The following is a 20,113-nucleotide window of genomic DNA, read 5'->3' on the forward strand; positions in this document are numbered from 1 at the left end:
GCCTGTCATCAGTGTTCTAAACGTTAACCCACGAACGCCTTTTCGACCACATAGTGTTTGGGATCCGAATTGGCACCTTCTTCCAGTCCGAAGCCTTCCAGTATCTCTTTGAGATCGGTGTTCAGGCCTAGTGATCCGCATACCATGGCGCGATCTGTTTCTGCGCTGATGCCTTTGATGCCCAGATCGCTGAACAGGGTGCCATCGTTCAGCAGCGTCGTTATACGGCCCATTTTCGGGCTCTCTTCGCGCGTGGTGGTCGGATAATAGGTCAGTTTCTTCAGGTTTTCGGTGCCGATCAACTCGTTCAGCAATTCGTCGGAACGGATGCTTTCGATCAGCTGGCGGCTGTATTCCAGTTCCGCCACATCGCGACAAGTGTGTGTGACGATGACCTGATCGTAATCCTCGTAGGTTTGCGGATCGCGCAACAGCGAGGCAAAAGGCGCAAAGCCGGTGCCGGTGGCAAAAAACCAGCAGCGTTTTCCGGGCAACAGCGCATCGTGCACCAATGTGCCCACCGGCTTGGGACGCAGGATGATCTGATCCCCGGGTTCGATATGTTGCAGGCGGCTGGTCAGCGGCCCGTCCTGCACCTTGATCGAGTAGAATTCCAGCTCGTCATCCCAGGACGGCGACGCGATCGAATAGGCGCGCAGCAGCGGGCGGCCATCTTCTTTCAGCAGGCCGATCATCACAAACTCGCCCGAGCGGAAACGCAGTGATGCAGGGCGCGTGACCCGGAACGAAAACAAACGGTCTGTCCAGTGGGTTACAGATGTCACCGTCTGGGCATCGGGCAGGGTGGGCACTTTTACTGCTGTGGCTTCGCTCAAGGGTCTGATCTCAGTCATGGTTTAAATCATGCGGGCTCAGGGCTCGCATGCCTTCTTTAAGATGTGAGAGGGGCAGGGGAAAGGGGACAATCAGCCGCGCAGGCGAGCCTGATAGTCGTGGTCTTGCCAGTTGGCACGAAACACCCATTCCTTTTCGGGTTGGCGAGCGGCCAGATCATCGCTGATTTCGACCTCGTCAAATCCGGCGCGCCGCGCCATGGCGTATTGATCCGACAGCACATGGCCGCGCGCGCGCAACCGGCCGGTGTACCCGCGCAGTCGCAACTGGCGCGCGATGGTAAAGCCGCGCCCATCGGCACTTGAGGGGAAATCAACGCGGATCATCTGCAGGCCCGGCGTCAGGTGAACCTGTTGCGGATCGGTATCCGATGGAAGATCAAGGGCGCAGATGTCGTTGGCGGCCACGTCGGGCCCGCAAAAACCGTGCGTCCATGTATCGGGGGTAAACCCTGCATCCGTTACAATGACCGTCATGTCGTTTCTCCTGTTCGCATCATTTTGCCATTCACAAAGTGGATGCCGCATTCATCTTTGGTTTGATCGCGCCAGCGTCCGGCGCGCGGGTTTTCATCTGGCGCGGCTGGCGACGTGCAGGGCGCGCATCCGATCGAAGGATAGCCTTGGGCCACCAGCGGGTGACGCGGCAGGCGGTTTTCGATCATGTAGGTTTGCACATCCTGTGACGTCCAGTGGGCCAGCGGGTTCACCTTGATCCTGCCGGTGTCAGGCTCGGCCTCGAAAAACTCCAGTGTGGCGCGCCGGCCCGACTGGAACCGTTTGCGCCCCGTGATCCAGCCATCATATTCGGCAAGCACCTGATCAAGCGGCGCAGTCTTGCGCAGCGCGCAGCAGGCATCGGGATCGGTTTTGTGCAGGGTGCCATCAGGGTCTGCGGTGCCTGCATTCGCGGCACGGATGATGCGCACATTGCGCAGGCCAAGCTTTTCCGCAACTTCCTGCTGATAGACCAGCGTTTGTGTGAACAGCATTTCGGTGTCGATGAACACCACCGGTGCGGTGCGGTCCTGCATCGAAACAAGATGCAGCAACGCAACCGATTCCGCGCCGAAACTGGAGACCAGCGCAATATGCCCCAGATCGCGCAACGCGGCGCGGATCACGTCTGTGGCGCTGTGATGGCGGTATGCCTTGTTCAGAGCGGCGACATGAGGGACCAAATTCGCGTGCGGTGCCGCGCCGGACGCAGGGGAGCCTCCGGCGGGGATATTTTGCAACAGAAGAAGCCGGGGGTCAGGCTGCATCGGCCCGTGCCTCGGGGTAAAGGGCCGCCTTGAACGGGGCAAGGCCCAGACGGCGGTAGGTGTTGATGAACCGTTCGCCCGCATCACTGCGCAGGTCGAGATAGGCCTCGACCAGACGTTCGATGGCGGGAATGATCTCGTCCGCGGAAAAGCCGGGTCCGGCGCGTTCGCCGACAGCGGCGGTTTCGGTGTGATCCCCGCCCAGCGTGATCTGGTAGTTTTCCACGCCGGCGCGATCCAGCCCCAGAATGCCGATATGGGCCACGTGGTGGTGCCCGCAGGCATTGATGCAACCGGAAATCTTGATTTTCAGATCCCCGATATCGTGTTCCAGTTTCAGATCGTCGAACCGGGTCGCGATTTCCTGGGCGATAGGGATGGACCGGGCCGTGGCCAGCGCGCAGTAATCCATGCCGGGGCAGGCGATGATATCCGAAATCAGGCCGATATTGGCAGTGGCAAGGCCGTGGGCGCGCAATTTTGCATGCAGGGCAGGCAGATCAGAGCGGTGCACATGGGGCAGGATCACGTTCTGTTCGTGGCTGATGCGCAATTCGTCATGTCCATAAGCGCGCGCCAGATCGGCCATAACGCGCATCTGGTCCGATGTGGCATCGCCCGGTGTGGCGCCATGCGCCTTGAGGCTGATCGAAACGATGGCATAGCCGCTTGTGCGATGTTCGGCCAGATTGGTGTCGGCCCAGCTGCGAAAGACCGGATCGTTGCTATAGGCCGTATCGAAGGCCGCGGTATCGCCGGCTTTGAAGGCGGGCGGGGCAAATTGCGCCTCGATCGCGGGCAGAAGGGTTTGATCGACGCCGGAAAATGTGGGGCGGATCTGGGCAAACCGGTGTTCAACGCGGGCGCGGATATCGTCGATACCGTTTTCATGCACGGTGATCTTGATGCGGGCCTTGTATTTGTTGTCGCGCCGTCCCAGCAGGTTATAGACACTGACGATGGATTCCAGATAGGGCAGCAGATCAGCGCGCGGCAGGAAATCGCGGATCACCTTGCCGATCATGGGGCTACGGCCCAGACCGCCGCCGACAATCACCTCGAACCCCGGTGCGCCGTTGCGGGTGATCATCCGAAGGCCGATGTCATGCGCTTTGGTCACGGCCCGGTCGTTGGGCGATCCGGTCACGGCCACCTTGAATTTGCGCGGCAGAAACTGGAATTCGGGGTGGTCGGTAGACCATTGCCGGATCAGTTCGGCCACAGGGCGCGGATCGGCGATTTCATCGGCGGCGGCACCGGCAAAATGGTCTGCCGTCACGTTCCGGATGGTGTTGCCGCTGGTCTGGATCGCATGCATGTCGACCTCGGCCAGGGCATCCAGCATATCGGGCACATCGTTCAGCTTGGGCCAGTTGAACTGCACGTTCTGGCGGGTGGTGAAATGGCCATACCCCTTGTCCCACCGGTCGGCGATATCGGCCAGTTTGTGCATCTGGCGACTGTTCAGCGTTCCATAAGGGATGGCAACACGCAGCATGTAGGCGTGCAGTTGCAGATACAGCCCGTTCATCAGGCGCAGCGGTTTGAATTCATCCTCGGTCAGCGCGCCGGAAATGCGCCGTTCGACCTGCGCGCGAAACTGCGCGTTGCGCTCTGCCAGAAACGCGGCGTCAAAATCTGTGTAGTTATACATTTGCCTGCTCCGCCTGTTTGCCGTGGGCATAATTGGATGGGCCCGTCGCCCTGAATTCTTCGCGGAAATGGGTGGGGGCGGCGCCCGATTTGGTGGGCACCACATCCGCGAGATAAGCGCCGACGATGGCGCTGCTTTGCATTTCGGCGTGCAACAGGCGCAGTTGGGCGTGGGCCTCGTCGGTGATGATTTCGGCCTGTGACAGGTCGCGGGTCCATTGGTCATCGGCGCTCAGATAGATCACGTCACCTTCGATCAGGGCATTGGCGGTTACGACTTTGGGGGTGTATGGCTTGGACATCAGGCACGTTCCTTTCGGGGCAGATCTTGTGTGGCCTGCACAGCGGCGCGCGGGGCAAGGCCGTAAAAGGTCAGGGCGGGGCCGGACATTTCGGCACGAGCCAGATCAGCGGGCAATGCCGCCAATGTGGTTTCCAGCACCCTCTGATCGGGGCGCGAGGCGTTTTCGATCACAGTGACAGGCGTGGCGCGGTCCGCGCCGTGCATGATCAGGCGGCCCTGAATGAAGCGGGCCGATTTCTTGCCCATATAGATCGCCGCAACCTCGCCCGCGCGCGCCAGTGCCGCCCAGTCGTGATAGGCAAATCCTTTCATGTCGTGCCCGGTCAGAAACCGCACAGAAGAATTGCGTGTGCGTTTTGTCAGGCTTTGCCCGATCGCGGCCACCGCCGCACTGGCCGAAGTGATGCCGGGCACGATATGCCAGCCGATCCGGGCCGCATCGACCGCATCGATTTCTTCGTCCAGTCGTCCGAACACGGTTGCATCACCCGATTTCAGCCGCGTGACCCGCGCCCCGCCTGACGCGTGAAGGACGATCAGCGCGTTGATGTCGTCCTGAGACATCGAGGGGCCAAAGCCTTCCTTGCCCGCGTCGATCAACAGAACCCTGTGCGGGACCAGCGCCAGAATGTCCGCGCTGATCAGGCGATCGTGGATCACCACATCAGCCTGTTCAAGCGCGCGCAGCGCCTTGATCGTCAGCAGATCGGGATCGCCGGGGCCGGCGCCGACAAAGGTGACGTGACCGACAGGGTCGGTTCCGGCCTTGGGAGGAGTGATTTTCTGATCCATGACGCGCGGACTTCCTTGTTTGACTTGAGATGCAATATAGGAAATATTCCCGCCAATACGCCATATGTGTCGATAGATAAGAACATATGTTTTATATAATGCTGAAATCATAGAATATAGTCCCGATATGCAAGGATAACAGGAATGGCAGCGCAGATAGATGAACTGGATCGGAAAATTCTGGCCGAGCTGCAGGAGGATGCGAGCCAGTCGCTGGATGATATTGCCGGAAAAGTCGGCAGTTCCAAGACGCCGGTGTGGAACCGGATTCGCAAATTGCGCAAGGCGGGGGTGATCGGGCGGCAAACCGTTTTGCTGGATCCCGAAGCATTGGGGTTTGAGGCGTGTTTCTTTGTACTTATCCGCACGTCAGAGCATGAGGCCGAGTGGCAGGCCGCATTCCTGAAGGCATTGAAAGAACGCCCCGAGGTGCAAGAGGCGCACCGGCTGGCGGGGGACATCGACTATATTCTGAAAGTGCGGGTGAAAAACGCCCGTGCCTATGATGCTTTCTATCAGGCGCTGATTTCGGAAGTGCGGGTGTTCAACGTCACGGCCCTGTTGTCGATGGAAGAGATCAAATCGACCACAATGCTGCCGGTCGGGCAATAGTGGCTATTTGTCTGCGATCAAGCGGGTCAGGCCGTGGAAATGGTAGGTGTCGCCGTAGACCGGCGGCACGGTCATCTGCAAGCGGGGCAGGCGTTCAAACAGGATTGGCAGAGCTGTGGCCAGTTCGAACCGGGCCAGCGGCGCACCGACGCAAAAGTGCACGCCCCCGCCAAAGGCCAGATGGCTGTGCTGCGCCCGGTCGGGCAAAAACCTGTCTGGTTGCGCCCATCTGTGCGGATCGCGCCCGGTTGCGCCCAGCACCAACGCGATCTGGTCGCCGCGGGCAAAAGGTTGGTCAAACAGCGTGACGTGTTCGTAAACATAGCGCGTGAACATGTGCAGTGGCGGATCATACCGTAGGATTTCCTCGACGGTGTCGGCGATCTGGTCGCGCGCAAGAAATGCGCGTGGCACTGCGTTTTCCAGCACCGCCTTGATGCCATTGCCAAAGCTATGCACGGTAGCCTCGTGTCCGGCGTTCAGCAGCAGGATGCAGGTTGTAATCAGCTCGTCCGTTGACAGTTTTTCGCCATCTTCCTCTGCGGCAATCAGATGGGTGATCAGATCATCGGCAGGGCGGGTGCGGCGTTCGCTGACATAGCCGCGCATGAACGCGGCAAAATCGCGGGCGGCGCTGGCGGCATCGTCTTCGATCGCGCGGGTGCGGTTTGCCTGATACATCGCAACAATCCGGTTGGACCAGCGAAGCAGATCGGGGGCCATGCTGTCGGGCACGCCCAGAAGCCGTGCAATTACGATCACTGGCAAGGGCGTGCAAAACGCCGGCAATAGATCGGTCTCGCCCTGGGGCATCGCGTCAATCAGATCGTGGGCCAGCGCGGCAATCTCGCCCTCCATCGCTCTGATCCGGCGCGAGGTAAAGGCGCGCAAAACAAGGCCGCGCAGGCGGGTATGGCGGGGCGGTTCCAGTTCCAGCATCGAATGGGCCTCGACCGCGTAGAAGGGGGCCAGATGGTCTGGTGGGTCCACTTGATTTTCCGGTGGCATTGCGCGGCCCAACCTTTTGTCGCGCAACAATGCATGAACGGCGTCATGCGAAAACGCCGCGCACATTCCGTAATCCTGCCAGAAATGCAACGGCCCCTTTTCCAGCGCATCGGCATAGAAAAGATAGGGGTTCTGGACAAAGGCGGGATCTGTCGGGGATTGCACAAGTGTTGCCATAACGGCATCAAAGCGGTGCGATCTGGTCAATGCAAGTCCGGGTTTGCTAGGGTCTTGCAAGATGACGCGATTATGGAACCAGCGCGCCCTGATTGTTGTGGGGTTTTTGATCACCGTTGCGGCGGTGTCGGCGGCCGTATGGCGCTATGGGTATTTGCAGGCGCTGGATCAGTTGGCGCAGCGCGGGCAGGCCGATCTGGATCTGGCCAGCGACCGGTTAACCGGACAGTTGCAGGGATTTCAGGAGATTGCCGTTCTACTGGCGGATCATCCGGTGTTGCAGGCGCTTGCAATCGGGCGCGAAACAGCTGCGGCCAAGGCGATGTTGCTGGCAGCGGCAGACAAGACGGCGGCACTGGATATTCTGTTCGTATCACCCGCCGGACAGGTTGTCGCCTCAGCGCATGACGCAACATTGCAGGACGTCTCGCAGAACGCCGCATTCGCGCGCGCCATGCACGGGGCGATGGGCATTGATCACGGGGTCAAGCCCCCCTTTGACCAGCGGACATTTGTGTTCGGAGCGCCGTCTTTTGCCGTGGGCGGCGGGGTGATTGGCGTGCTGATGGTGGCGGTGGATGTGGACCGTCTAGAAGATGACTGGCGCGGCTCCAACCCGGCTGTATTCTTCACGGATCGCAGCGGCGAGGTGTTTATTTCCAACCGGTCCGAACTGCTGTTCTGGACACGTCCCAAGGGCGAAGCGGGACTGGTGCCTGCCGCTGGTCGTTCGCCGCCGTTTTCTTCCAGCTTCACCGGGCCGCACGAGGTGTGGCAATTGGGGTGGGGGCCTTATCTGCCGGCGCGGGCGCTGCATCTGGTGAAACAGTTGCCGGTGATCGGCATGACGGGTGAGGTGTTGGTTGATGTGGCCCCCGCGCGCCGTCTGGCAGGTTTGCAGGCTTCGGCGGTGGCGGCGCTGTGTCTGGCCTTTGGAGCGATGCTGTTTCTGGCAACCGAACGGCGCCGTACCCTCGCGCAGGCCAATGCGGTGCTGGAAAGCCGGGTGGCCAAACGCACGGCGGCCTTGCAGGATGCCAACGTCAGCCTGCGGCGCGAAGTCTCCGAACGGCGGCAGGCCGAAGCAGCCCTGCAACGGGCACAGGCCGATCTGGTGCAGGCGGGCAAACTGTCGGCCCTGGGGCAGATGTCGGCGGGGTTAAGCCACGAACTGAACCAGCCGCTGATGGCGATCCGGTCATTTGCCGAAAACGGCGCGCAGTTTCTGGCGCGCGGCGAAACGCAGGTCGCGGCGGCCAATATGGGCCGTATTTCCGATCTGGCGGAACGCATGGCGCGCATCATCAAGAACCTGCGCGCTTTTGCGCGGCAGGAAACCCGCGAACTGACGCGGGTGGATATCGTTGCCGTGATTGACACTGCGCTGGAATTGACTGCGGTGCGGCTGCGTGATGACGCGGTGCAGGTGCAATGGGTGCCCCCATCCGGACCTGTCTGGGTGCATGCAGGCGAAGTGCGTCTGGCGCAGGTGATGGTGAACCTGATCACCAACGCGGCAGACGCAATGGAGGCGACGCAGGATCGCGCCCTGACGATCACCCTGAACACCGGCGACCGGATCAGCGTGGATGTGGCCGATACCGGCCCCGGCATCAGCGCGCCGGAAAAGATTTTCGATCCGTTCTATTCCACAAAAGAGGTGGGCGCCGCCGAAGGCATGGGGCTGGGCCTGTCGATCTCTTATGGTTTGGTGCAAAGCTTTGGCGGTAACATTCGCGGCGCCAACCGGCCAGAGGGCGGCGCGGTTTTTACCGTTGAACTGGATCGCTGGGAAGGCGAAAAAGCCGCATGAGCGCAACCCCTGTTCTGATTGTCGAAGATGACGCTGCCGTACGCGAGGCACTGGCGCAATCGCTGGCCCTGGCCGGATTGGAGCCGCGCGCTGTTGGATCGTTTATTGCGGCCAAGGATCATATATCGACGACATTTGAAGGGGTCATCCTGTCCGATATCCGGATGCCGGGACGCGACGGTTTTTATCTGTTGGATTATGCGCTGCAACAGGACCCCGATCTGCCGGTTGTTCTGCTGACCGGCGAAGGCGACATTCCGATGGCCGTCAAGGCCATGGCGCAGGGCGCGTTCGATTTTCTGGAAAAGCCGTGTGCGCCTGCCGATCTGGTGGCCGTGCTGGAACGGGCGATCAAAACCCGCCATCTTGTGCTGGAAAACCGCCGTTTGCGTGCGCAGCTGGAACGCGGGGATGCTGCTGCGCGGATGTTGTTTGGAACATCGCAAAAGGCCGAAACCTTGCGCGAAAATGTCCGCCAGGTGGCCCGCGCGCACACCGAAGTGCTGGTGCTGGGCGATCCGGGCACCGGCATTTCCAAGGTGGCCGAAGTGATCCACCTGTGTTCACCCGTGTCCAAGGGGCCGTTCGTGAAACGGGCAGGGGCCGGGCTTGAACCGCATGCGTTGATTGCCGCGCTTGAGATGGCGCAGGCCGGCAGCCTGCTCATCGATGAGATTGCGGCAATGCCCGCTGACAGCCAGTTTGCCCTGATCGAAGCACTGGAGACGGGCGCGGACGCGCGCCTGATCTGTGGCAGCACTGCCGATCTTGGTCATGCGACCGAAAAAGGTGCGCTGAACTCCGACCTTTACTATCGCCTTCAGGTCATGCCGGTGCGCATTCCGTCTTTGGCCGAACGCCCCGAGGATATTCCCGTGCTGTTTCGCCACTATGTTGCACTGGCAAGCGAGCAGGCCGGTCTGAGCGCGCCGGAAATCACCCCCGATGTTCTGGCCGGGCTGATGGCGCAGGACTGGCCGGGAAATGCCCGTGCGCTGATGTCGGTTGCGATGCGATTTGCGCTGGGGCTGGAGGCAGGCGGTGTGACGCAGCCGGATGCGTCACTGGGGCTGAACGATCAACTGGCGCAGGTCGAAAGATCATTGCTGGCGGCTGCATTGCAACGCGCCAAGGGGCAGGCCAGCGCGGCCGCAAAAGACCTGCACCTGCCGCGCAAAACCTTTTACGACAAACTGGCCCGCTACGGGATTCGGGCCGAGGATTTCAGGCTCTGATCTGTGCGAAATTCCGCACAAGGTTCGGTTTCAGCTGTGCGGTTTTTCGCACAGATGGCGACTGGCTTAAGGAAGCGTGCTTGAGCAATATTGCTTAAGGCGCTGTTATAAATGTAATAAGTCAAGTTGTAGTTCCGGTGGTCACAAAAGCTTGAGCGAAAGGGCGACTTGCGGTTTGGTTGTGACAGCCAACCCGTTCTTTGACGGGTAAAGCTGATTATGCCGTCTGGCGCTGCCAGACACACAACCGGGGAGGAGACCCACCATGAAATTTGTAACCGCCGCCGCAACGGCGCTGGCTCTGACAGTGACTGCAAATGCGGCTTCCGCTGCCTGTGACGAAGGCGAGATCGTTATCAAGTTCAGCCACGTCACCAATACAGACAAACACCCCAAAGGCATCGCCGCCTCTTTGCTGCAACAGCGCGTCAATGACGAAATGAACGGCAAAGCCTGTATGGAAGTGTTCCCGAACTCGACACTTTACAACGATGATCAGGTGCTTGAGGCCCTGTTGCAGGGCGACGTACAGATGGCCGCCCCGTCGCTGTCCAAGTTCGAACAGTTCACCAAGGTTTTCCGCATCTTCGATCTGCCGTTCATGTTCAAGAACATCGCGGCGGTGGATGATTTCCAGAATTCCGATACCGGACAGGCGATGAAGGAAAGCATGACCCGCCGTGGTCTGCTGGGCCTTGCGTTCTGGCACAACGGCATGAAGCAGATGTCGGCCAACGTGCCGCTGAACAGCCCGACCGATGCCAATGGCCTGAAATTCCGTGTGCAGAATTCGGATGTTCTGAAGGCGCAAATGGCGGCTTTGGGTGGATCGCCCCAGCCGATGGCGTTTTCCGAAGTCTATGGCGCGCTGCAAACCGGCGTTGTCGACGGACAGGAAAACACATGGTCCAACATTTACGGCCAGAAGTTCTTTGAAGTGCAGGATGGCATCACCGAAACCAACCACGGTATCATCGACTATATGCTGGTGACATCGACCGACTGGTGGGATTCACTGGATGGCGATGTGCGCGATCAACTGGCGACAATCGTGACCGAAGTGACCGCCGCGCGTAACGCTGAATCCACGGCCGTCAACGAAGCGGCCAAGCAGGCCATCATCGATGCCGGCGGTGTGGTGCGTACGTTGGATGGTGCGGCCCGCGAAGAATGGGTTGCCGCCATGAAACCCGTCTGGGAAGAGTTCAAAGGCGATGTCGGCCAGGAAAACATCGACGCGGCCCAAAAAATCAATATGACCCACTAGGGCAGTCAAGACCAATCCCCGGCCGGAGTGTCCCGGCCGGGGAAATCATGCGCCGGGGACACGCACATGTCACATTCCTATCATGCGAAAACCGGCCTTGGCCGGATCGTGAACGAGATCGAAGAAACTGTTATCGCGGTTCTGCTCGGTCTGATGACGATACTTACCTTTATCAACGTTGTGCTGCGTTACGGGTTCAACACCGGGCTGATCTGGGGGCTGGAAGCGGTCACATTTCTGTTCGCGTGGCTGGTTCTGTTCGGCGCAAGCTATGCGGTCAAGGTGACGGCCCATCTGGGCGTTGATGCCCTGATCAATCTGTTTTCGCCGCCCGTGCGCCGCGTTCTGGCCCTGACCGCTGCGGTGGTCTGCCTGAGCTATGCGTTTCTGGTGTTCAAGGGGGCGTGGGATTACTGGGCGCCGTTCGCCGGTCTGGATGCCACATCGGGGCGCTGGTTCCCGACAGGGTTTGAAAACAGCCGCGATCAGGCATGGTACGAGGTTGTCGATATTCCGATGCCGGACTGGCTGCGCTGGATCGAACCGATCATGAACGAAGGCGAAGCCTACGAAAAAATTCCACGCTTCATTCCCTATGCAATCCTGCCCTTCGGCATGGGCCTGCTGCTGTTTCGCTTTGTACAGGCCACGTTGCGCCTGTGGCGCGGCGACGCGGGCAGCCTGATCGTCAGCCACGAGGCCGAAGACGCCGTTGAAGACGTCAAACATATGAACGCAGGGGATTGATCACATGGAAGTCGTAATACTTTTTGCCATGGTGATCGGCCTGATGCTGATCGGTGTGCCCATCGCCGTTTCGCTGGGAACATCTTCGATCATCTTCCTGCTGGTTCTCAGCGATACCTCGCTTGGATCGATTGCGCAGACGTTGTTTCAGGCGATGGCGGGGCACTACACCCTGCTGGCGATCCCGTTTTTCATTCTGGCCTCGACGTTCATGTCGACGGGCGGTGTGGCCAAAAGGATCATCCGGTTTTCCATCGCGCTGGTCGGGCACTTGCCCGGCGGGCTGGCCATCGCGGGCGTCTTTGCCTGTATGCTGTTTGCCGCGCTCAGCGGATCGTCACCGGCCACGGTTGTGGCCATCGGATCGATCGTGATCGCGGGGATGCGGCAGGTTGGCTATACCAAGGATTTTGCCGCAGGTGTCATCGCCAATGCCGGTACGCTGGGCATTCTGATCCCGCCGTCTATCGTGATGGTGGTCTATGCCTCGGCCACGGATGTGTCTGTCGGGCGGATGTTTCTGGCGGGGGTCATTCCGGGCCTGATGGCCGGTACGATGCTGATGGTCACGATCTATGCAATTGCCAAGATCCGCGATTTGCCCAAGGGCGAATGGCATGGCTGGGGCGAAGTGTTTGCCAGCGGCCGTGACGCGGGATGGGGCCTGTTCCTGATCGTGATCATTCTGGGGGGCATTTATGGCGGGATTTTCACCCCGACCGAAGCTGCCGCCGTGGCTGCCGTTTACGCGTTCTTTATCGCCAGCTTTGTCTATCGCGATATGGGGCCGTTGCATGTGGCAGGCGATGATGCGCAGAACATCCCGTTCCTGAAAAAGCCGCTGTCGCTGATCACGGTGTTTTTCCATCGCGACACACGGGACACCCTGTTCGAGGCGGGCAAACTGACCGTGACCCTGATGTTCATCATCGCCAATGCGCTGATCCTGAAACACGTGCTGACGGATGAACAGATCCCGCAACAGATCGCCGGGGCCATGCTTGAGGCCGGGTTCGGTCCGATCGTGTTTCTGATCATCGTGAACGTGATCCTGCTGATCGGCGGGCAGTTCATGGAACCGTCCGGCCTGCTGGTGATCGTGGCGCCACTCGTGTTCCCGATTGCCATCGAACTGGGCATTGATCCGATCCATCTGGGCATCATCATGGTGGTGAACATGGAGATTGGGATGATTACGCCACCTGTGGGTCTGAACCTGTTCGTGACGTCAGGTGTGGCCAACATGCCGATGATGGCGGTGGTGCGCGCGGCGCTTCCGTTTACGGCGGTGCTGTTCGTGTTCCTGATCATGGTGACCTATATCCCGATCCTGAGCACATGGTTGCCGACACTGATGATGGGGCCAGAGATCATAACGAAATAGCGCGGTGCCCAACGGGTTCCGTGCAACAGGAAAGGCGGCGTACCCATACGGGTGCGACGCCTTTTTGCCAGCATGGTTTTCAAGTATTTTTGAAAAGATGAAGGTCAGGCGGCGCTGTTTTCCAGCGCGGAGATGACAGGCGAGAAATCGGCTGCCTTCAGGCTGGCCCCGCCCACAAGGGCACCGTCCACATCGGGCAGCGTGAATATCTTGGCCGCGTTGGTGGCATTGACCGAACCGCCATAGAGCAGGCGCATGCCGTTTGCGATATCGGCTCCAAAACGGTGTTTGACCCGCGCGCGGATGAAGGCGTGTACTTCTTCGATCTGGTCCAGCGTTGGAACCAGACCGGTGCCGATGGCCCAGATCGGTTCGTAAGCGATGACAAGGTTTGAGGGTGTGCTGCCGTCTGGTACGGAGCCGGACAGTTGCGCGGCAATGATATCCAGCGTGTTGTCCGCTTTGCGCTGTGCGGCACTTTCCCCGATGCACAGGATAGCCGTGAGACCGGCGCGCCAGACAGCGCGGGTTTTGGCGCACACGATATCATCGGTTTCATGGTGATTCTGCCGGCGTTCGGAATGGCCGGTGATGACATGGGTTGCGCCCACATCTGCCAGAATGGCGGCGGATACATCGCCGGTATGGGCCCCCGCCGGTTCGGCGTGGCAATCCTGCGCCCCGATCTGCAAGGCAGACCCGTTCAGGCGCGTGATGGCCGGCGCGATAAGGGGGGCAGGGGGGCAGACCAGAATGTCGATGCCGCTGTGCGCATGCTGCTGTGCGATCTGGTCAAGTTCGTCCAGTTGCCGAAGCGACCCGTTCATCTTCCAGTTGCCTGCTGCCAGAGCGCGCCGCATATGAATTCCCCGCAGTTGATCCTGCCTTTACCTAGCAGTCGCAACCTTGCAGGACAATCCGCTTACATGTCGTTGAATTTGATCGATTCACCGCATCCGCATGCTTCGGATACATTGGGGTTGTTGAACTTGAAACCGGATTCCAAGAGGCTTGTTTCGTAGTCGATTTCGGTTCCGAACAGGAACATCTGCGCCATCGGGGCGATCATCACGCGCGCGCCGTCTGTCTCGACGACTTCGTCGTTGGGATCAATGTCGGTGGCGTAATCCATGGTGTATTCCATGCCCGCACAGCCGCCTTTCTTGACGCCGATGCGCAGACCGGAATGGCCGTCCTTTTCCATCAGGCGCGCGATCTGGGCCGCGGCCTTTGGTGTGATGGTGACAGCCTGTTTGCCTGGGATACCGAACATGAAACTTGTCTCCTTTGCGCTCTAGATAGGGCGCGCATTTCTGTTGCTCAAGTAGGGGCTACATAAAGCCCAGTTCCAGACGTGCCTCGTCCGACATCATTTCCATGCCCCAGGGCGGTTCCCACACCAGTTCCACATCGACAGTTTTGACACCTGCAAGCGGTTCAATCGCTTCGGCGACCCAGCCGGGCATTTCACCGGCAACGGGGCAGCCCGGTGCTGTCAGGGACATCTTGATGCGCACTTCGTTTTCATCGTTGATATCGATCGTGTAAATCAGGCCAAGTTCATAAATATTAACTGGAATTTCAGGGTCATAGACGGTGCGACAGGCCTCAACTACGGCTTCATACAAGTCATGATCTGTTGAAGATGGCGCGATCAGTGGCGCACCTTCCAGCGGTTTCTGGGCTTGGTTCATGTCGACCTCAATCTGTTCCTGACTGATTATATAGGGATTAGCGGGCAGGGCGTCCAGTGCAAGCGCGGTGTTTGACGGTACCGCTTGTGTCGGGAAGGTTTCCACCATCCTCAGAGAACGGGGCTGCGCACCTCGGGCCTTTAGCCGTAGCGCCATGTGCCGGGCTGCAAACCTGCCAGCGTCCAGTCGCCGATGCTGTAGCGGATCAGCCGCAATGTGGGATGACCGATTGCGGCGGTCATGCGCCTGACCTGCCGGTTGCGTCCTTCGGTCAGGATGATTTCGATCCAGCAATCGGGTACGGTTTTGCGAAACCTGACAGGCGGGTTGCGTGGCCAGATGTAATCGGGGGGCGCGATCAGACGGGCCTTGGCCGGTTTGGTCGGCCCGTCTTTCAGGGCCAGACCACCGCGCAACCGATCCAGCGCCGGTTGATCTGGCACGCCTTCGACCTGAACGTGATAGGTTTTGGGCAATTTGTGCCTGGGGTCGGCAATACGCGCCTGAAGCCGGCCATCATTGGTCAGAACAACCAGACCTTCGCTGTCCTTGTCCAGCCGTCCGGCAGGGTAGTAGCCGGGGGCATCAATGAACTCGGCCAGTGTCTGGCGCTGCCCGCCGCTGTCGGTGAACTGGCACAGCACGTCAAAGGGTTTGTTGAACAGGATCAGGTCGGGCATGTCACGTGGTGCAACGGCGCGGACAGAAGGATTTATCCGTCGTTGATATCGTCCTTGAAGGTTTTCACGCTGCTGCGGCGTCCGGAAAACACCAGCCGCATCACGTACCAGCCGACAAGGGCCAGACCGGCAAACAGGGCGAATTTGGCCGGAAGGGAAATGGCCATGCCGAATGCCAGATGCAGTATTGCCATCAGAACGGCGGCAAAGGCGAAGCCGACGAAAATGAAGCCGGGCACAAGGATTTCCAGAATCCCGAGCGCCAGCGCCGCGGCCAGCCAGACCCACCAAAGCGAAAACAGCGATGACACATCCATCAGCCGCGCCCTTTCAGCATTTTGAACGCATCCGCGAATGCCTCAAGCGCGTTGGCGGGCACGACGATGGTCTGGCTGCCGGTGCCTGCGCCAAGAGTGTTCAGCGCCTCGACCTGTTTCAGTGCAATCTGGTATTGTGCGGCTTCCAGCCCGTTTTCATTGATGGCCTTTGCGACAACCTGTGTCGCGTAAGCTTCGGCATCGGCCAGAACGCGGCGCGCCTTGGCGGTTTGTTCGCTGGCGTATAACTCGGCATCAGCGGCAAGTTCGACCGATCGCTTGCTGCCTTCGGCTTCGGTAACTTGCGCGCGGCGTGCGCGCTCGGCGTTCAGCTGTTGCAGCATCGCGTCGCGGGTGGCCTGATCAAGGTTCACGTCCAGTATTTCGGCGCGGGTGACTTCGATGCCCCAGTTGTCGACAGCGTCTTCGACAGATTCCTTGATCGTGGCAATCAGCGCGGCGCGGTTTGATTGCACATCGTCCAGATCGCTTTTGCCGATTTCAGCCCGCACGATACCTGCAACGGTGGTGGCGATGGCGGCGTCAACGTCGCGGATACGGTAAACAGTCTTTTCCGGTTCGGTGATGCGATAGAATACCGATGTATCGACCTGAACCAACACGTTGTCCTTGGTAATGGCGTCCTGACTGGCGGTGGGCAACTGGCGCTCCAGTATCGAGATTTTATGCGCTACCTTGTCCAGAAACGGCACCGTCAGGTTGATCCCCGGCCCAAGCACGGAATGAAGCCGCCCGAACCGTTCCACCACATGTTTTTCGGATTGAGGAACGATTTGTACCGCCTTGTAAATAAAGACGATAAACAGGATAGCCAAAAGGAGGTATACAAGGTTCCCCTCGGCAGCATCCAGAATGAGAGTTTCAAAATCCATGTTCGGGTTCCCTGACTGGTTTTACACGCAGGACGGATCGGTCCGCCCTTGTGTCCTATTCAATTTCATTTGCGTTATACGCAACCCAACGCCCGATCGGGGCGATGTCTGGCCCGTGATTCACCTTGCCGCCCACGACAAGCCGCACACCAAGCGACAGGGTTTCAAACGTATCGCCAAAGCGATCACCACCAAATTTATAGCTGATTTGCGTCCATTCGTATCGGGCAAACCCGACGAAATTTCCGAAATCTTTTTCAAGACCCAGTTCGATATTCAGGGTGCGATTGTCGAGCTTGTTGACGTATTTTTCGCCGCCGGCGACCGAAAAGGCCGCCGTGGCAGAATAATCCAGACCGAATTCATAGACGCCGCCTATTCTTAGAAACGGCGCGTTCTGGGTACCTTCGGCGAATTCATCGGACGAATCAAAATATCCGACCTGTCCGAAAACGCTTCCAAAATCTGTCTGCCATTCTGCATCGGCGCCCATAAAAACATATGTCATGTCCTGATCGGAATCGCCGTAATCGTTTTGTTCACCTAGGCCTGCAAAGGCACTGTAACGGACGGGGCCGGCGCCTTGCCAGAAGCCGCGCAAGGACGCATCCAGCGTCGATTGCGTGGCATCATCCGGGTCAAGATCTGAATCTGCCGACGACCAAGCGCCATAAGAAACGGCTGCGGCTGCCGCAAAGTTCGGCGTGAACTGACGCGCCAGGCTGAAATCAAGCTGTCCGATTGTGCGGGTGTCGGTGCCGTTCAGGCCGCCATTGTCAGTAATGCCGGCGCCGCCGTTCCGGTTTTCCCACAGACCATATGACCCTTCCAGCTCAAGGGACGTGTCTTGGGCCGCGCCCTGAGTTGCCAGAAAAATCAGGGCCAGAGTGCCAGCCGGTCGCATATTCGGGGCCATGAACGGGTCCAACATGGTTTGAGTTGCCACAATGTGTCGCAAAACCCTGCCAACCGGAAGCAAGAGACAGCGTTTGCGAGGGAAGCGGCGAAATTCCGGTTGCCGAATTGTCACAATCATGACCGGTCGGGTGGCTTGGCCTTTTGAACGGGCGCGATTATGAGGGCGGGACAAGCAAAGGGCAGGCGGATGGCGAAAAAGTTTGAATTCAACATTGCGGCGACGGACGGCAAGGCGCGCACCGGTATCATCTCGACGCCGCGCGGCGACATCCGCACACCGGCATTTATGCCGGTTGGAACGGCTGCGACCGTCAAGGCGATGATGCCCGAAAGCGTGGCCGCCACGGGTGCCGACATATTGCTGGGCAATACCTATCATCTGATGCTGCGCCCGACCGCAGAGCGGATCGACGCATTGGGGGGGCTGCACAGTTTCATGAACTGGCAAAAACCGATCCTGACGGATTCCGGCGGGTTTCAGGTGATGAGCCTTGCCGGATTACGCAAGCTGACTGAAAACGGTGTCACCTTCAAATCGCATATCGACGGCTCCAGACACGAGATAACGCCGGAACGCTCTATGGAAATCCAGAGGTTGCTGGGATCTGACATCGTGATGTGTTTTGATGAATGTACGCCGTTCCCCTGCACCGAACAGGAAAGCCTGAACAGCATGCAGCTGTCGATGCGATGGGCAAAGCGGTCGCGCGATGCCTTTGGTGACAGGCCGGGGCATGCGTTGTTCGGTATCCAGCAGGGATCGGTGTTTCGTGAACAACGTGCCGAAAGCGCCGAAAAACTAAGGGAAATCGGCTTTGACGGCTATGCGGTTGGCGGTCTTGCGGTGGGTGAAGGCCAGAAGATGATGTTTGATGTGCTGGATTTCGCGCCCGACATGCTGCCCGCAGAAAAACCACGCTATCTGATGGGAGTGGGCAAGCCGGATGATATCGTCGGCGCCGTGGCGCGCGGCATAGACATGATGGATTGCGTTCTGCCCAGCCGTTCGGGGCGCACGGGGCAGGTGTTTACACCGCGCGGCGCGGTAAACATCAAGAATGCACGCCATCAGGATGATCCGCGCCCGTTGGATGAAACCTGTTCCTGTCCTGCGTGCAGCAACTATTCGCGCGCATACCTGCATCATGTGTTCCGCAGTCAGGAGATTATTTCGTCCATGCTGCTGACATGGCACAACCTGCATTACTATCAGGATTTGATGGCGCAGATGCGGGCAGCGATCGCCGAGGGCGGTTTCGAGGCGTGGAACAAGAAGTTCCACGCCCAACGTGCTCTGGGGGACATAGAGCCGTTGTAACCGGATCAGAACGTTTTCTGACCAAAAGACCGGACGTCTTTTCTTCCTTTGGAGCGTTGGCAACGAAAGTCTCGTTTGTTGCCAACTTCGGATCGTTTGTTGCCTTATTGGAAACAGGTAGAAGGCAATTGTGACCAATTTAGGGCAAACACCGCAATGATTTCATAGATTTAGGCAAGTTCGCGCTGAAACAGAGGCCCATGCGGCAGCGAATTGCCCAAAAACCCATGATTTCATTCGGTTTTTGCCCGAAAACCTGTGCAAATCGCCCTATTCATTGCCCTGTACGCGATTGAGATCCTTCGAATCAGCCCTAAGCAGGCCGATGACCTGTTGCGTGCTCAAAGCTGTACAAAACTCGCCGTTCAGGGATGCAATCGCCATGTCATGAACCAGTTCCGGTTCGTAGTCGGTGCCGTCCAGCCCGATCCGGTTGGTCGTGGCGCAGGCATCGTGGGCCAGGTAAACATCATATCCCATGTTTCCGGCCATGCGGGTTGTGGTTTCAACGCAGAAATTGGTGAAATAGCCCGCAATCACCAGCCGTTTGATCCCGGCGCGGCGCAGTTCGATTTCTAGATTGGTGCCGACAAAGCCGCTGTTCACATCCTTGGGAATGACGATATCGCCCTCGGCAACTTCAAGCCCCTCCAGTTGTTCGCCGGTCGGCAACGAAAACTTGAGAGGGCTGGCCGCCTCGCGGCTGTTGTGGCGGGTGAAAGCCACCTGGCGGTCTGCCGCGCGAAACGCATCGACCAGTGCGGCCAGATTATCCTGACAGTCCGGGTTGTTCATACGGCCCGTCGGGCCGCCCCAGTGGGTCAGGACGTGCACGCCCTTCTGGACGTCAATCAACAACAGGGCAGTATCGTCGGCAAACTGGTGGATCATAAGGCTTCTTTCTTGTCGGTTTTTTTCGGTTTCCGGATAGTCCCGCGTTGAAACTGAAACTGTTTACGGAAATGCGACGGGTGCATGACGTTTTTAGTCAGAATCACAAATATTAGCTGTGATCGCGTCTTGCAATCGGGGCAGCAGGCCGTCACGCTAGCGCGCATAAAAAAGATGAACATGGTTGAAATAGGTGCATTGCTGACCCACCTTATTCTTCCAAGAACAGGAGACGGGCGAGCGTTGCCGCACATCGGGACCAGACCCGTCTTGCCAAAGATAAGGATTGAG

General features: G+C 58.9%; 21 protein-coding genes and 1 pseudogene. 7 read left to right on the plus strand and 15 right to left on the minus strand.

The features are described from left to right. Nucleotides 1-23: 23 nt before the first annotated feature. From OLX72_RS14465 to cobA, 6 genes and pseudogenes are all read right to left on the minus strand, one after another. Nucleotides 24-854, minus strand: coding sequence for a ferredoxin--NADP reductase (locus OLX72_RS14465; RefSeq protein WP_114870617.1), 831 nt, complete (start codon nt 852-854; stop codon nt 24-26). Between the two features lie 72 nt (nt 855-926). Next, nucleotides 927-1,331, minus strand: coding sequence for a DUF934 domain-containing protein (locus OLX72_RS14470; RefSeq protein WP_114870616.1), 405 nt, complete (start codon nt 1,329-1,331; stop codon nt 927-929). Next, the gene (locus OLX72_RS14475; RefSeq protein ID WP_114870615.1) at nt 1,328-2,119 is read right to left on the minus strand and encodes a phosphoadenylyl-sulfate reductase; all 792 of its coding nucleotides are present in this window, start codon (nt 2,117-2,119) and stop codon (nt 1,328-1,330) included. The genes OLX72_RS14470 and OLX72_RS14475 overlap by 4 nt, the downstream gene beginning before the upstream one ends. Continuing rightward, nucleotides 2,109-3,773, minus strand: coding sequence for a nitrite/sulfite reductase (locus tag OLX72_RS14480; RefSeq protein ID WP_433988955.1), 1,665 nt, complete (start codon nt 3,771-3,773; stop codon nt 2,109-2,111). The genes OLX72_RS14475 and OLX72_RS14480 overlap by 11 nt, the downstream gene beginning before the upstream one ends. Then, nucleotides 3,766-4,074: a DUF2849 domain-containing protein gene (locus tag OLX72_RS14485; RefSeq protein WP_114870613.1), complete on the minus strand. Its 309-nt coding sequence runs from the start codon at nt 4,072-4,074 to the stop codon at nt 3,766-3,768. Before OLX72_RS14485 ends, OLX72_RS14480 begins: the two co-directional genes overlap by 8 nt. Continuing rightward, nucleotides 4,074-4,823: pseudogene (cobA, locus tag OLX72_RS14490) on the minus strand (uroporphyrinogen-III C-methyltransferase); the annotation flags it as partial. The gene OLX72_RS14485 and the pseudogene cobA, both read right to left, overlap by 1 nt. 189 nt (nt 4,824-5,012) lie before the next feature. On the opposite strand from cobA, the gene OLX72_RS14495 reads away from it, so the two are divergent. Beyond that, nucleotides 5,013-5,480, plus strand: coding sequence for an Lrp/AsnC family transcriptional regulator (locus OLX72_RS14495; protein WP_114870611.1), 468 nt, complete (start codon nt 5,013-5,015; stop codon nt 5,478-5,480). Nucleotides 5,481-5,483: 3 nt separating this feature from the next. Here OLX72_RS14495 and OLX72_RS14500 read toward each other — a convergent pair whose 3' ends face one another. After that, nucleotides 5,484-6,665, minus strand: coding sequence for a cytochrome P450 (locus OLX72_RS14500; RefSeq protein WP_114870610.1), 1,182 nt, complete (start codon nt 6,663-6,665; stop codon nt 5,484-5,486). A gap of 61 nt (nt 6,666-6,726) precedes the next feature. Between OLX72_RS14500 and OLX72_RS14505 the strand changes: the two genes are divergently transcribed. From OLX72_RS14505 to OLX72_RS14525, 5 genes are all read left to right on the plus strand, one after another. Then, entirely contained in the window at nt 6,727-8,478 is a 1,752-nt protein-coding gene (locus tag OLX72_RS14505) for a sensor histidine kinase (protein WP_433988956.1), read from the plus strand. Further along, nucleotides 8,475-9,713 (plus strand): sigma-54-dependent transcriptional regulator, encoded by a 1,239-nt coding sequence (locus OLX72_RS14510; protein WP_433988957.1) that lies wholly within the window; start codon nt 8,475-8,477, stop codon nt 9,711-9,713. The genes OLX72_RS14505 and OLX72_RS14510 overlap by 4 nt, the downstream gene beginning before the upstream one ends. Before the next feature lie 265 nt (nt 9,714-9,978). Further along, nucleotides 9,979-10,980: a DctP family TRAP transporter solute-binding subunit gene (locus OLX72_RS14515; RefSeq protein WP_114870607.1), complete on the plus strand. Its 1,002-nt coding sequence runs from the start codon at nt 9,979-9,981 to the stop codon at nt 10,978-10,980. 66 nt (nt 10,981-11,046) lie between these two features. Further along, entirely contained in the window at nt 11,047-11,727 is a 681-nt protein-coding gene (locus OLX72_RS14520) for a TRAP transporter small permease (protein ID WP_114870606.1), read from the plus strand. 4 nt (nt 11,728-11,731) lie between these two features. After that, a complete protein-coding gene (locus OLX72_RS14525; protein ID WP_114870605.1) occupies nt 11,732-13,111 on the plus strand; it encodes a TRAP transporter large permease in 1,380 nt (459 codons plus the stop codon). Between the two features lie 104 nt (nt 13,112-13,215). Here the strand turns inward: OLX72_RS14525 and tpiA are convergent, their stop codons facing one another. The 7 genes from tpiA to OLX72_RS14560 form a co-directional block, all read right to left on the minus strand. After that, on the minus strand, nt 13,216-13,971 hold the full coding sequence (gene tpiA, locus OLX72_RS14530) for a triose-phosphate isomerase (RefSeq protein WP_114870604.1): 756 nt from the start codon (nt 13,969-13,971) through the stop codon (nt 13,216-13,218). Nucleotides 13,972-14,033: 62 nt separating this feature from the next. Then, nucleotides 14,034-14,384, minus strand: coding sequence for a HesB/IscA family protein (locus OLX72_RS14535; protein ID WP_114870603.1), 351 nt, complete (start codon nt 14,382-14,384; stop codon nt 14,034-14,036). A 58-nt stretch (nt 14,385-14,442) separates the two neighbouring features. Then, on the minus strand, nt 14,443-14,805 hold the full coding sequence (locus OLX72_RS14540; protein ID WP_114872311.1) for an SUF system Fe-S cluster assembly protein: 363 nt from the start codon (nt 14,803-14,805) through the stop codon (nt 14,443-14,445). A 140-nt stretch (nt 14,806-14,945) separates the two neighbouring features. Continuing rightward, nucleotides 14,946-15,485 carry a pseudouridine synthase gene (locus OLX72_RS14545; RefSeq protein ID WP_114870602.1) on the minus strand — a complete coding sequence of 180 codons (540 nt, stop codon included), beginning with the start codon at nt 15,483-15,485 and terminating at the stop codon, nt 14,946-14,948. 32 nt (nt 15,486-15,517) lie between these two features. Beyond that, nucleotides 15,518-15,802 carry an NfeD family protein gene (locus OLX72_RS14550; protein WP_114870601.1) on the minus strand — a complete coding sequence of 95 codons (285 nt, stop codon included), beginning with the start codon at nt 15,800-15,802 and terminating at the stop codon, nt 15,518-15,520. Beyond that, a complete protein-coding gene (locus tag OLX72_RS14555) occupies nt 15,802-16,695 on the minus strand; it encodes an SPFH domain-containing protein (protein WP_114870600.1) in 894 nt (297 codons plus the stop codon). The genes OLX72_RS14550 and OLX72_RS14555 overlap by 1 nt, the downstream gene beginning before the upstream one ends. 55 nt (nt 16,696-16,750) lie before the next feature. Then, entirely contained in the window at nt 16,751-17,611 is an 861-nt protein-coding gene (locus OLX72_RS14560; protein ID WP_433988958.1) for a hypothetical protein, read from the minus strand. 189 nt (nt 17,612-17,800) lie between these two features. Between OLX72_RS14560 and tgt the strand changes: the two genes are divergently transcribed. Further along, the gene (tgt, locus tag OLX72_RS14565; protein WP_114870598.1) at nt 17,801-18,931 is read left to right on the plus strand and encodes a tRNA guanosine(34) transglycosylase Tgt; all 1,131 of its coding nucleotides are present in this window, start codon (nt 17,801-17,803) and stop codon (nt 18,929-18,931) included. 270 nt (nt 18,932-19,201) lie between these two features. On the opposite strand, the gene OLX72_RS14570 is transcribed toward tgt, so the two are convergent. Then, nucleotides 19,202-19,822, minus strand: coding sequence for an isochorismatase family protein (locus OLX72_RS14570; protein WP_114870597.1), 621 nt, complete (start codon nt 19,820-19,822; stop codon nt 19,202-19,204). Nucleotides 19,823-20,113: the final 291 nt, after the last annotated feature.

It is taken from the genome of Sulfitobacter sp. TBRI5 (assembly GCF_051013555.1).
Taxonomy (GTDB): Bacteria; Pseudomonadota; Alphaproteobacteria; order Rhodobacterales; family Rhodobacteraceae; genus JL08.

Coding starts and splice junctions, on each gene's coding strand:
- OLX72_RS14515 (WP_114870607.1), top strand. CDS start 9,979: ATGAAATTTGTAACCGCCGCCGCAACGGCGCTGGCTCTGACAGTGACT.
- OLX72_RS14485 (WP_114870613.1), bottom strand. CDS start 4,074: ATGTCCAAGCCATACACCCCCAAAGTCGTAACCGCCAATGCCCTGATC.
- OLX72_RS14475 (WP_114870615.1), bottom strand. CDS start 2,119: ATGCAGCCTGACCCCCGGCTTCTTCTGTTGCAAAATATCCCCGCCGGA.
- OLX72_RS14470 (WP_114870616.1), bottom strand. CDS start 1,331: ATGACGGTCATTGTAACGGATGCAGGGTTTACCCCCGATACATGGACG.
- tpiA (WP_114870604.1), bottom strand. CDS start 13,971: ATGCGGCGCGCTCTGGCAGCAGGCAACTGGAAGATGAACGGGTCGCTT.
- OLX72_RS14555 (WP_114870600.1), bottom strand. CDS start 16,695: ATGGATTTTGAAACTCTCATTCTGGATGCTGCCGAGGGGAACCTTGTA.
- OLX72_RS14560 (WP_433988958.1), bottom strand. CDS start 17,611: ATGGCCCCGAATATGCGACCGGCTGGCACTCTGGCCCTGATTTTTCTG.
- OLX72_RS14465 (WP_114870617.1), bottom strand. CDS start 854: ATGACTGAGATCAGACCCTTGAGCGAAGCCACAGCAGTAAAAGTGCCC.
- OLX72_RS14510 (WP_433988957.1), top strand. CDS start 8,475: ATGAGCGCAACCCCTGTTCTGATTGTCGAAGATGACGCTGCCGTACGC.
- OLX72_RS14505 (WP_433988956.1), top strand. CDS start 6,727: ATGACGCGATTATGGAACCAGCGCGCCCTGATTGTTGTGGGGTTTTTG.
- OLX72_RS14495 (WP_114870611.1), top strand. CDS start 5,013: ATGGCAGCGCAGATAGATGAACTGGATCGGAAAATTCTGGCCGAGCTG.
- OLX72_RS14520 (WP_114870606.1), top strand. CDS start 11,047: ATGTCACATTCCTATCATGCGAAAACCGGCCTTGGCCGGATCGTGAAC.
- OLX72_RS14535 (WP_114870603.1), bottom strand. CDS start 14,384: ATGTTCGGTATCCCAGGCAAACAGGCTGTCACCATCACACCAAAGGCC.
- OLX72_RS14545 (WP_114870602.1), bottom strand. CDS start 15,485: ATGCCCGACCTGATCCTGTTCAACAAACCCTTTGACGTGCTGTGCCAG.
- OLX72_RS14570 (WP_114870597.1), bottom strand. CDS start 19,822: ATGATCCACCAGTTTGCCGACGATACTGCCCTGTTGTTGATTGACGTC.
- OLX72_RS14525 (WP_114870605.1), top strand. CDS start 11,732: ATGGAAGTCGTAATACTTTTTGCCATGGTGATCGGCCTGATGCTGATC.
- OLX72_RS14550 (WP_114870601.1), bottom strand. CDS start 15,802: ATGGATGTGTCATCGCTGTTTTCGCTTTGGTGGGTCTGGCTGGCCGCG.
- OLX72_RS14480 (WP_433988955.1), bottom strand. CDS start 3,773: ATGTATAACTACACAGATTTTGACGCCGCGTTTCTGGCAGAGCGCAAC.
- tgt (WP_114870598.1), top strand. CDS start 17,801: ATGGCGAAAAAGTTTGAATTCAACATTGCGGCGACGGACGGCAAGGCG.
- OLX72_RS14500 (WP_114870610.1), bottom strand. CDS start 6,665: ATGGCAACACTTGTGCAATCCCCGACAGATCCCGCCTTTGTCCAGAAC.
- OLX72_RS14540 (WP_114872311.1), bottom strand. CDS start 14,805: ATGAACCAAGCCCAGAAACCGCTGGAAGGTGCGCCACTGATCGCGCCA.